10 protein-coding genes are annotated in these 11,237 nt (G+C 65.2%); 4 read left to right on the top strand and 6 right to left on the bottom strand.

Features of this window, described 5'->3' with window-relative positions; all coding sequences use genetic code 11:
* Entirely contained in the window at window positions 1–1,056 is a 1,056-nt protein-coding gene (gene hisC / locus MNR02_RS01060) for a histidinol-phosphate transaminase (protein ID WP_241947779.1), read from the top strand.
* 148 nt (window positions 1,057–1,204) lie between these two features.
* Window positions 1,205–1,849, top strand: a complete 645-nt coding sequence (locus tag MNR02_RS01065; RefSeq protein ID WP_241947780.1) for a LysE family translocator — start codon at window positions 1,205–1,207, stop codon at window positions 1,847–1,849.
* A gap of 15 nt (window positions 1,850–1,864) precedes the next feature.
* On the opposite strand, the gene ispG is transcribed toward MNR02_RS01065, so the two are convergent.
* The 6 genes from ispG to MNR02_RS01095 all read right to left on the bottom strand — a co-directional run bounded on the left by ispG (window position 1,865) and on the right by MNR02_RS01095 (window position 9,608).
* Window positions 1,865–3,118, bottom strand: coding sequence for a flavodoxin-dependent (E)-4-hydroxy-3-methylbut-2-enyl-diphosphate synthase (gene ispG, locus MNR02_RS01070; protein WP_241600986.1), 1,254 nt, complete (start codon window positions 3,116–3,118; stop codon window positions 1,865–1,867).
* 138 nt (window positions 3,119–3,256) lie between these two features.
* Window positions 3,257–4,450 (bottom strand): MFS transporter, encoded by a 1,194-nt coding sequence (locus MNR02_RS01075; protein WP_241947781.1) that lies wholly within the window; start codon window positions 4,448–4,450, stop codon window positions 3,257–3,259.
* A 30-nt stretch (window positions 4,451–4,480) separates the two neighbouring features.
* Window positions 4,481–5,251 carry a DeoR/GlpR family DNA-binding transcription regulator gene (locus tag MNR02_RS01080; protein ID WP_241947782.1) on the bottom strand — a complete coding sequence of 257 codons (771 nt, stop codon included), beginning with the start codon at window positions 5,249–5,251 and terminating at the stop codon, window positions 4,481–4,483.
* 159 nt (window positions 5,252–5,410) lie between these two features.
* The gene (locus MNR02_RS01085) at window positions 5,411–6,154 is read right to left on the bottom strand and encodes a Bax inhibitor-1/YccA family protein (protein ID WP_241600989.1); all 744 of its coding nucleotides are present in this window, start codon (window positions 6,152–6,154) and stop codon (window positions 5,411–5,413) included.
* Between the two features lie 191 nt (window positions 6,155–6,345).
* A complete protein-coding gene (locus tag MNR02_RS01090; RefSeq protein ID WP_241947783.1) occupies window positions 6,346–8,898 on the bottom strand; it encodes an ABC transporter permease in 2,553 nt (850 codons plus the stop codon).
* Window positions 8,895–9,608: an ABC transporter ATP-binding protein gene (locus tag MNR02_RS01095; protein ID WP_241600991.1), complete on the bottom strand. Its 714-nt coding sequence runs from the start codon at window positions 9,606–9,608 to the stop codon at window positions 8,895–8,897. The genes MNR02_RS01090 and MNR02_RS01095 overlap by 4 nt, the downstream gene beginning before the upstream one ends.
* Before the next feature lie 59 nt (window positions 9,609–9,667).
* Between MNR02_RS01095 and MNR02_RS01100 the strand changes: the two genes are divergently transcribed.
* Together MNR02_RS01100 and thpR are read left to right on the top strand one after the other, a co-directional pair.
* A complete protein-coding gene (locus MNR02_RS01100; RefSeq protein ID WP_241947784.1) occupies window positions 9,668–10,312 on the top strand; it encodes an arylesterase in 645 nt (214 codons plus the stop codon).
* Window positions 10,313–10,394: 82 nt separating this feature from the next.
* Window positions 10,395–10,976 carry an RNA 2',3'-cyclic phosphodiesterase gene (thpR, locus tag MNR02_RS01105; protein WP_241947785.1) on the top strand — a complete coding sequence of 194 codons (582 nt, stop codon included), beginning with the start codon at window positions 10,395–10,397 and terminating at the stop codon, window positions 10,974–10,976.
* The last annotated feature ends 261 nt before the right edge of the window (window positions 10,977–11,237 follow it).

Raw genomic sequence — 11,237 nt, forward strand, 5'->3', positions numbered from 1 at the left:
ATGAGCAAATTCTGGTCGCCGATCGTCGCCACGCTCAAGCCCTATGTCGCTGGCGAACAGCCGCGCATCCAAAACCTCATCAAGCTCAACACCAACGAAAATCCCTACGGGCCGTCGCCCAAGGCCATGGCCGCCATGCAGGCGGCCGTCGCCGACAGCCTGAAGCTCTATCCCGATCCGTCCGCGCTGGCGTTGCGCCAGTCGATCGCCCGCTTCCATGGCGTGGCGGTGGACGAGGTCTTTGTCGGCAACGGCTCGGACGAGGTGCTGGCGCATGTCTTCGCCGCCCTGCTCAAGCACGAGAAGCCGCTCCTCTACCCCGACATCACCTACAGCTTCTACCCGACCTATTGCCGCCTGTTCGGGATCGAGGCGAAAGAGATCGCGCTGAAGGACGATTTCACCGTCGACCTCAAGGATTACGAGCGCCCCTGCGGCGCCATCATCATCGCCAATCCGAACGCGCCCACGGGCATCGGCCTGCCGCTTTCGGCCATCGAGGCGCTGGTTGTGGCCCATCCCGACCAGCCGGTCGTGATCGACGAGGCCTATATCGATTTCGGCGGCGAGAGCGCGATCCCGCTGACGAAGAAATACGACAATCTGCTGGTGGTGCACACGCTTTCCAAGTCGCGCTCGCTTGCCGGCCTGCGCGTCGGCTATGCCATCGGCCAGCGCCCGCTGATCGATGCGCTCGAGCGCGTCAAGGACAGCTTCAACTCCTATCCGCTCGACCGTATCGCCCAGGCCGGCGCGACCGCCTCCATCGACGACCGCGCATGGTTCGACGAGACGCGCGGCAAGGTCATCGAGAGCCGCGAGCGCGTGACCGGCGCGCTGCGCCAGCGCGGCTTCGAGGTGCTGCCCTCGCAGGCCAATTTCGTCTTCGCCCGCCATCCCGATCACAGCGGCGAGGCGCTCGCCAGCGGCCTGCGCGAGCGGGCGGTGCTCGTGCGCCACTTCGCCAAGCCCCGCATCTCGGATTTCCTGCGCATCACCATCGGCACGCCGGAAGAATGCGACCGCCTGATCGCGGCGCTCGAAGAGATCCTCTGAATTTTCGCGAGCCCCCCTCATCCGCCTGCCGGCAGTCGGATGAGGGGATGCGTCAACCGCGGCCCGACAGGGACATGTGGTGCAATTCTCCACCTGTGAGACGGCGAAAGGATCGGATATCGTTTCCGGAGATTCATCCGGAAATCCCATGCCCGATCTTACGCCCTATCTGCCGCAGCTTGCCGTTGCCTGGACGGCCTATTTCATCGCGACGGCCTCGCCGGGACCGGCGATTCTCGCCATCATCGCGACCTCGGTCAGTCGCGGCCGGCAGGCGGGCGTGGCACTTGCGCTTGGCGTCCTCACCGGCTCGTATATCTGGGCGATCCTCACCGCGTCGGGCCTTTCCGCCCTCATCCGCACCTATGGCGAGGCGATCGTCGTGCTGAAGATCGTCGGCGGCTGCTATCTGCTATACCTTGCCTGGAACGCTTGGCGTTCCGCGTGCCGGAGCGATGAGAGCCACCGTGCGCGCATGATCGCCATGCCGGCGCTGTCGCTGCGGCGGCAGTATCTCAAGGGCCTCGGCATCCACCTGACCAATCCCAAGGCGATCTTTGCATGGATCATGCTGACATCGCTCGGCATGCCGCCGGGCGCGCCCGGCGGGGTCATGGCAACCTTCATCGCCGGCTGCATGATTATAGGCGTTTGCGTGTTCCTTGGCTTCGCGCTGGTCTTTTCGCTTGGCCCGGTGCATCGCGCCTATCTCAAGTCACGTCGCGCCATCGAAGGCGTCATGGCCGCCTTCTTCGCCTTTGCCGGCTTCAAGCTCCTGACGACGCGGCTCTGAGCCGCGCCGGAAAGCCTATTCCGCCGCAGCCTGGCCCTGGCCGTAGCGTTTCTCGATGTAATCGTTGACCAGCGTCTCGAATTCGCCGGCGATGTTGGTGCCGCGCAACGTCATGGCCTTCTTGCCGTCGACATAGACGGGCGCGATCGGCAGTTCGCCGGTGCCGGGAAGCGAGATGCCGATATCGGCATGCTTGCTTTCGCCCGGCCCGTTGACGATGCAGCCCATGACGGCGACCTTGAGGCCCTCGACGCCGGGATATTTCTCGCGCCACACCGGCATGTTCTTGCGGATGTCGTCCTGGATCTTCTGGGCGAGCTCCTGGAACACCGTGGAGGTGGTGCGGCCGCATCCCGGACAGGCGGCGACGACGGGAATGAACTGACGGAAGCCCATGACCTGCAGCAGTTCCTGCGCCACCTGCACCTCGCGGGTGCGGTCTCCGCCGGGCTCGGGTGTCAGCGAAATGCGGATCGTGTCGCCGATACCCTGCTGCATGAGAATGCCGAGCGAGGCGGAGGAGGCGACGACACCCTTGGTGCCCATACCGGCTTCGGTGAGGCCGAGATGCAGCGCATGGTCGGAGCGCGAGGAAAGCATGGCGTAGACGGCGATGAGATCCTGCACGGCGGACACCTTGGCCGAGAGGATGATGCGGCTGCGCGGCAGGCCGATTTCCTCGGCCATCTCAGCCGAAAGCAGCGCCGACTGGCAGATCGCCTCGCGCATCACCTGCTGGGCGGTGAGCGGCGAGCCCCTGTCCTGGTTCTCGTCCATCAGCCGGGTCAGGAGCTCCTGGTCGAGCGAGCCCCAGTTTACGCCGATGCGCACCGGCTTGTCATAGCGGATGGCGGTCTCAACGATGGCCGAGAACTGCTTGTCCTTCTTGTCCTTGAAGCCCACATTGCCCGGATTGATGCGGTATTTCGCCAGCGCTTCGGCGCAGGCCGGGTGATCGGCCAGCAGCTTGTGGCCGATATAGTGGAAGTCGCCGACCAGCGGCACGTCCAGACCGAGGCGTTCCAGGCGCTCGCGGATCTTCGGCACGGCGGCGGCACTCTCGTCGCGGTCGACGGTGATGCGCACGATTTCCGAACCGGCGCGGTGCAGGGCTGCGACCTGCGCCACGGTACCGTCGATATCGGCCGTGTCTGTATTGGTCATCGACTGGACGACGACAGGCGCACCGCCGCCCACCAGCACGCCGCCGACATCGACACCGACGGACTGACGCCGCGGCTTCGGTTCAAAGTCGAAGGAGAAGGACATCTTGGGGCCTCTTGCGCGAACGCGGCCGCGCGGGGCTTGCAGCGCGGCCTTTGCCCTCAGGTGGCGCAGGAAAAGGGGCTTGTCAACCGCAGGCGCGGGCAGGCGCGACGATTTGATCGCCCTTACCGCCCATGGCTGTCAGTGCCGCTCGCGCACATCCGCATGGACCGCGTGGTGCGAGAGCAGAAGAACGACGATGAAAAGCACCGGCAGCAGCGCGAAGATGATGGCAAAGCCCGTATGCTCGGCGATAAAGCCGATGACGGAAGGTGCGAAGAGCGAGCCGGAATAGCCCATGACGGTCGCAACCGACAGCGCCACGCCCTGCGCGTAGCCCGGCAGGTTGCCGGCGGCGGAAAAGGCGATGGGCACCATGTTGGAAATGCCCACGCCGCACAGCGCAAAGCCCAGCACCGCCACATAGCCGTGCGGCGCGGTGCCCGCGATGATCATGCCGGCCATTGCGATGACCGTGCAATAGCGCAACGTCTTCACCGCGCCGAAGCGGTCGCGCACATGGTCGCCGGCAAAGCGCATCGCCGCCATGGTCAGAGAGAAGGTGCCGAAGGCGAAGCCGGAGAGTGCCAGCGGCGCGCCGAGCTCGTTGCGCATGTAGAGCGCGCTCCAGTCGAGGATCGCGCCTTCCGGCACCATGCAGAACAATGCCATCAGGCCGATCAGCCAGGGCAGCGGCGTGACGGGAAGGCCCACCTTCTTGCGCTCCTCGGTCCGGTGCGGCGCGTCGCGCAGCACGAAAGGCCAGATGAAGGCGAGCGCGACGGCGGCGAAAACGGTGAGCAGGGCCGCGTGGCCTATGACGCCGATGGTCTCGATGAGATAGCCGCCGGTCGTGGCGCCGATGAAAGCGCCGAGGCTCCAGAAGGCGTGGCAGGAAGACATGATCGCGCGGCGCATGGATTTCTCCACCTCCACGGCATTGCCGTTCATGGCCACGTCCATCGTGCCGAGCAGGCCCCCGAACAGCGAGATCGCGGCGACGCCGAGCGCGATGTTCGGCGCCAGCGACAGCAGGAGAAGCGTCGGCAGAAACAACAGCGCCGCGCCCTTCACCGTGCGCGCCGAGCCGAAATGGGCGATCAGCACGCCGGCAATCGGCATGAGGATCAGCGAGCCGATGCCGAAGCACATGATCATCAGGCCGAGCTGCATTTCGGAAATGTCGAGCCGGCCGGCGAATTCGGGGATCTTCGGCGCCCAGGCACCCGCATAGAGCCCGTTCAGCAGGAAGAGGCCGGAAATGGCGCGCCGGGTTGGCGGGAAATAGCTGCCGAAGAAGGATCTGGCGGCAAGGGCTTGGTCGGGCGTCGTCATGGAAGGTCCATCATTGTGGAAAGTGCGTGCCTAGACGGCGCGCAGGATATCGATGCCGGCAGCGGCCAGCGCCGCCGCCTGCGTTGCGTCCGCATCCGCTTCGATGATCGCGCGCGAAACGCGCGACAGCGGCAGCACCGAATAGGGCGCGGCAATGGAAAGCTTGTCGTTGGTCACCGAGATCAGCACGCTCCTGCTGCGCTGGGCGACGAAGCGCTTGAATTCAGCGTCCTCGAAGGAATAGCAGGTCACGCCGGCGTCCTGGTCGATGCCGCATACGCCGAGCACGAGGATATCCAGCCTCAGCGCCTCTGCATCACGGATCGCGCTGGTGCCGATCACGCCGCCGACGCGCGCATCGACCATGCCGCCGAGCTGGATCGTGGCGATGTCGCGCTCCAGCAAAGCGGCGGCGATGGCCGGCGCATTGGTCGCGACCGTCAGGTCTGCACCCGTCGGCAAGGCGCGCGCGAGCGCGTGATTGGTGCTGCCCGCATCAAGGAAGACGGTCGCGCCCGCGGGCAGCAGCCCCGCCGCCGTGCGCGCCAGCGCGGCCTTGCTCTCACCGGCAATGCCGATCCGCTCGTTCATCGATGTCGTCGACGGGGAGAGGCGTAGCGCCCCGCCATAGACGCGGCGGCACAGCCCGGCGGATGCCATCTCGCGCAAGTCCCGCCGGATCGTGTCTTCGGACACGCCAAGTTCCTGAGCCAGATCCGCCGCGATCACCCGCCCCGACAGATCGAGCCGTGTCCGGATCAGCGCCTGTCGCTCGCCCAGCAATAGGTCTTGTATCGACATCATCTTTACCAATCATGCATAATCGCGTGAGAATATGCATGATTCGGCAAAGCCGTCAATGGTTGCAGCGATCTGGTTCCGGTCCGGTTGCCATGCGGACAAACAAAAACCCCGCCGTTTCCAGCGGGGTTTCCATGACCAGCCCTTCGGCTGCCGTGCTTAATCGCGGTTACCGAGGAAGCGCAGCAGGAAGAGGAAGAGGTTGATGAAGTCGAGGTAGAGCGTCAGCGCACCCATGATGGCCTTGCGGCCGGCCACGGCGACGTCGTCGGCTTCGAAGTACATTTCCTTGATCTTCTGCGTGTCCCAGGCGGTCAGGCCGGCGAAGACAAGAACGCCGATCGCGGAGATGGCGAAGTCGAGAGCCGAAGACTGCAGGAACAGGTTGACGAGCGAGGCGATGATCAGGCCGAACAGGCCCATGATCAGGAACGAGCCCATCGCGGAGAGATCACGCTTCGTCGTGTAGCCGAACAGCGACAGGGCGCCGAAGGCGGCGGCCGAGACGAAGAAGGTCTGCGCGATGCTGGCGCCCGTGTAGACCAGGAAGATCGACGAGAGCGACAGGCCCATCAGGCCCGCATAGATCCAGAACGTCGTCTGCGCGGCAGCGACGCTCATCGAGTTAATGCGGAAGCTCAGGAAGAAGACGAGGGCGAGCGGGGCGAGCATCACGACCCACTTCAGCGGGCTCACATAGATGGCGTAGCCGAAGCTCGTGAGCTGGCCGCCGGCAAAGGCAGCCTGCGAAGCGAAGTAGGCGACGACACCCGTGATGGCGAGACCCAGTGCCATCAGGTTGTAGACCCGAAGCATGTAGGCGCGCAGGCCCTCGTCGATGACGGCGCCGGCCTGAGCGCCGGAATTCACCGTTCGAGTCTGGTAGTTACGGAGATCAGCCATGTTTTCCTCTATGTTCAAGCCCCATGGTCTATACGGTGTCGGGCGCCTGGTTATTCGCTTCGACGGTTCGAAGCGCTTCTTGCGGGTCCGGGCAGCCGCTGCGGGGCTCCAGCTTGCCTGATGTAAATATGCGCATCAATTGCGTTGTGCACAAGACCTGCGACATCAGGGAGAGCCGCAGGGATGCCGATTTAGAGCTCCCGCAACACCGGTGCTGCCTTCTGTCCCAGAATGCGCCACGTTCCCGCAAGGCCGATGCCGACCGTCATGATCAGAGCCGTCACCACCGTCATGACGGCCACGTCGGGCAGGAAGCTCGACGGTAGCTTCATGATGCGGGCCACCACGAACCAGGCCGATACCCCGCCCGCAAAGAGTGCAAACAGCGCCGTCGCCAGTCCCAGCATCAGATATTCGTAGCTGAAGGCACGGATCAGCGTGGCGCGGGTGGCGCCCAGCGTCTTCAGCACGACGGCATCGTGCACGCGTGCCCGGTTGCCGGCGGCCAGTGCGCCGGCCAGCACAAGGATGGAGGCGATCAGCGCCACGGCGGCGGCGGCACGGATGGCGGTCGCCAGCTGGCCCACCAGCTCGTTCACCACGTCGAGCGCATCCTTGACGCGCACGCTGGTCACGGTCGGATAGGCGTTAGTGATCGCCTTCAAGGTGGCGGCTTCCTGCGCGGCGGTCGCGCCCGGATCGATCACGGTGGCGAGCCAGGCATGCGGCGCGCCGGCGAAGGTGTTGGGCGAGAAGACCATCACGAAGTTGATCGACAGCGATTCCCACTCGACATTGCGGAAGTTGGCGATGCGCGCGGTGATGTTGCGGCCGAGCACATTGACCGTCACCGTGTCGCCGAGTTTCAGGCCGAGTTCGCGGCCCTCGTCGGTCGAGAAGGAGACGAGCGGTTCGCCCGTATAGTCCTCGGGCCACCATTCGCCCGCGCTCAGCGTCGAATTCTCCGGCACGTTCTTCGCATAGGTGATGCCGCGGTCGCCGCGCAGCACCCACTGGCCCTCCGGCGGCACGTCGACCTTGGCGACATCCACGCCGTTCAGCTCCATCACGCGACCGCGCAGCATCGGCACTTCGATGATCTTGCCTTCGGGCATGTTGGAGGAAAGCACGCTGCGGAAGCCGTCGAGCTCGCCGCCCTGGATGTCGACGAAGAAGAAATTCGGCGCGCGGTCCGGCAGGCTGCCGGTCAGTTCACGGCGCAGGTTGCCGTCGATCAGCGTCAGCGTCACCAGCAGCGCCAGCCCAAGGCCGAGCGACAGCACGACGGACGATGTAAGGGCGCCCGGCCGGTGGATGTTGCCGATGGCAAGCCGAAGCGACGGCGAATTCACGCGCGGGCTGCGCCTGGCGATCGCCGTGATCAGCATGGCGACGGCGCGCAGCACCACGAAGGCGAAGGCGATGGCGCCGAGGAACACCGAAGCGATGTAGCGGTCATAGGCGGTGAAGATCGCCAGCCCCGCCAGCGCCGCGAGGAATGCGGCCGCGCCCAGCACATAGGGCCAGCTCGGCAGGCGTGACGATTGAAAGCCCTGCTCGCGGAACAGCGCGGTTGCCGGCACCTCGCGGGCATGGCCGAGCGGCATGATGGCGAAGGCGAGCGCCGTCAGAAGGCCGAAGACGGCGGCCAGCAGCAGGGCGGACGGATAGAGCTGCGCCTCCGCCGGCACCGGCAGTACGCCTTCGAGGAACTGCATGGCAATGAGCGGCATCAGCGCGCCCGCGACGAGGCCGATGAGAATGCCGACGGCGGCAATCAGCGCGATCTGCGTGAGATAGACGAGCGCCACCAGCGAGGCCGGCGCGCCCAGGCACTTGAAGGTGGCGATGACCGAGCGCTTGGAATCGAGATAGGCCCGCACCGCATTCGCCACGCCCACGCCGCCGACGATCAGCGCCGTGAGGCCGACCAGCGTCAGGAACTGCGAGAAGCGGGTGATATTGGCGGTGAGCGAGGGGGCCGCGCTGTCGGCGGTGCGGATCGACCATCCTGCGGTCGGGAACGCCTTTGCCGAATCGTCCCGGATCGTTGCGATGGAGGCGTCGGGATTGGTCAGGCGGATGCGGTAGGCGTTTTCGACAAGGCTGCCGGTCTGGATCAGCCCGCTGGCCTGCAAGGCCTCTTGCGAAAGCATCAGGCGCGGGGCCAGCCCGAAGCCTTCGGAAACGGCATCGGGCTCGCGCGCCATGGTGGCCGTCACCTTGATCTTGGCATTGCCGAGCAGGATCTCGTCGCCCACGGCGATGTTGAGCCGGTCGAGCAGTAGCGGCGCGACGATGGCGCCCCAGGCGTCGCCCTTGCGTCCGAGCAGCTCCGAGGAAGGCTGCTGCGGCACGGTTTCCAGCGTGCCGTAGAGCGGATAGGCGCCGTCGACGCCGCGCGCCTCCACCAGCGTCTGGTCGGACCCGTCGGGCATGCGCGCCATGGAGCGCAGTCCGGTCGACAACGAGACGTCGCCGAGGCCCTGGAAATAGGCCATTTCCTCCGGCGTCGCCATGCGGTTGCGCAGCTCGAAGCGCACGTCGCCGGCCAGCAGCGTCTGGCCCTGCGAGGCGATCGCCTGCGTGATGGCGCTGGAGACGGAATTGACGCCGGCAATCGCCGCCGTGCCGAGCGCGATACAGGCGAGGAAGATGTAGAAGCCCTTCAGGCCGCCGCGCATCTCGCGCAGCGCCAGGCGAAGGGCAAGCGGAAACTGTTTGAGGACCGTGCCGATCCTCATGCCGGCACCGCCTCGGAAATGGTTGCCGCGGGTGCGGCACCTGAGACGATTTCGCCCGAGCGCATGGCGACTTGCCGGCTGCATCGAGCGGCAAGGGCGGGATCGTGCGTCACCAGCACCAGCGTCATGGCGCGCTCGGCCTGCTTCGCAAACAAGAGGTCGGCGATCTGCCGGCCGGTCTCGGTGTCGAGGTTGCCGGTCGGTTCGTCGGCAATCAGCAGCTTCGGCGAGGGCGCGAGCGCCCGGGCGATCGCCACGCGCTGCTGTTCACCGCCCGAAAGCTGGCCGGGATAGTGCGACAGGCGCTCGCCCAGCCCGACGGCCGTCAGTTCGCGCCGGGCGATGTCGAAGGCACCGGGCGTATTGGCCAGTTCCAGCGGCACCGCGACATTTTCGAGCGCCGTCATGTTGGGAATGAGATGGAAGGACTGGAAGACGATGCCGATGTTACGGCCGCGGAAATCGGCCACCTGGTCTTCGTTCATGCCGTGCAGCCCGGCGCCGTCGATGTGGATTTCGCCGCTGTCGAGCCGCTCCAGGCCGGCCAGAACCATCAGCAGCGTCGACTTGCCGGAACCCGAGGGGCCGACGATGCCGACCGATTCGCCCGCATCGATCGAAAGGTCGATTCCCTTGAGCACATGAACCGAGGCGGCCGCCTGGCCCAGGGTGAGATCGGCTTTTTTGAGATCGATGATGCTTTTGGCCAAGGAATTCTGCCCTATATGATTGTGAAGAACCGCAATGCCAGCAATCTAGGAACCTCGCCATGGCGTTTAAAGCGAAGCTCGGTTTTTTAACCGCCCTTGCGATCACAGCTTTGTTATCCGTCGGTGCTGCGCGCGCCGAGCCCGTCAAGCTCGTCGGCTTCGGCGACAGTCTGATGGCCGGCTACCAGCTTCCGGCGGGCGATGCCTTCCCGGTCAAGCTGGAAGCCGCCCTGCGCGCCAAGGGGCATGAGGTGGAGATCGCCAATGCCGGCGTTTCCGGCGATACGACCTCGGGCGGCCTTGCCCGTCTCGACTGGTCGGTGCCGGATGGCACGCAGGGCGTGATCCTCGAACTCGGTGCCAACGATGCGCTGCGCGGCGTTGCGCCGGAAGAGACCGAAAAGAATCTCGACACGATGCTGACGCGGCTGAAGGAGCGCGGCATTTCCGTGCTGCTTGCCGGCATGCTCGCGCCGCCGAATATGGGCCCCGAATACGGCGAGCGCTTCAACGCCATCTACCAGAAGCTTGCCGACAAGCATGACGTGCCGCTCTATCCGTTCTTCCTCGAAGGCGTCGTCACCAAGGCCGATCTCCAGCTGGAGGACGGCATGCACCCCAATGCGCGCGGCGTGGATGCGATGGTGCAGGCGATGCTGCCGGCCGTTGAAGGTTTCCTGACTTCCATCAAGGCCGGGGAGTAATTTTCGCGGGTGCGAAATTAGGGTTGCGCGAAACGGCTTTGCGTGATTCGCTGACGTTACATTCCAGTAGGGAGAAGTCACCATGCCAAGACTTTTCGTCGCCCTCGAAGTGCCGCGCAATGCCGCGATGAGCCTCTCGCTTTTGAGAGGCGGCCTTCCCGGAGCCCGCTGGATCGATGTCGAGAACTTCCACATAACCCTTCGTTTCATCGGTGACATCGACGGTCGCACGGCCGACGAGGTGGTCGACCGGCTCGACCGCATCGAGCGGCCGGAATTCCAGCTTGCGCTGTCCGGCATCGGCTCCTTCGGGTCGAAGAAGCCGCATTCCGTCTTCGCCGGTGTCACGCCGGCGCCGGATATGTTTGCGCTCCAGGCGGAAATCGAGCGCATCTGCCAGCGGCTCGGCCTGCCGGCCGATCCGCGCAAGTTCACGCCGCATGTCACGCTGGCGCGCCTGCGCAATGCCCGCACCGAGGATGTCGCGCGCTACCTCACCGGCCGCGGCAACTTCCACACTGCCCCCTTCATGGTGAACCGCTTCGTCCTGATGTCCTCCAAGGAATCCGTCGGCGGCGGGCCATACCTCACGGAAGAGGTCTTCCCGCTCTACGACACGGGAAGCGCCTGGGACGGTACGGATCTGTACGATCATCCGGTGTGAGAGGCATTTTCGGTTTCAGGAAACCGTGCATCGTCGTGGGTCCGATTCAGCATCTTGTGGCGGGATTGTGAGTCCGATCAAGGACTTGCGGTGAACAAACCCGGAATGCGGGCGAGTCAGCGATTCGTCTCCGTTTCGTTCCGCGGCTGTTCCACGAGCCGGCAAAAGACCGGAAAATCCGCCGCATTTCGCCTTGCCCCTTGCCATCGGCGGCTGTGATGGGCATCTGTTGCCGGAAACTGAACCAGCCGGGGCATGTCT

The organism is Shinella sp. H4-D48, assembly GCF_022637395.1.
Classification (GTDB): domain Bacteria; phylum Pseudomonadota; class Alphaproteobacteria; order Rhizobiales; family Rhizobiaceae; genus Shinella; species Shinella sedimenti.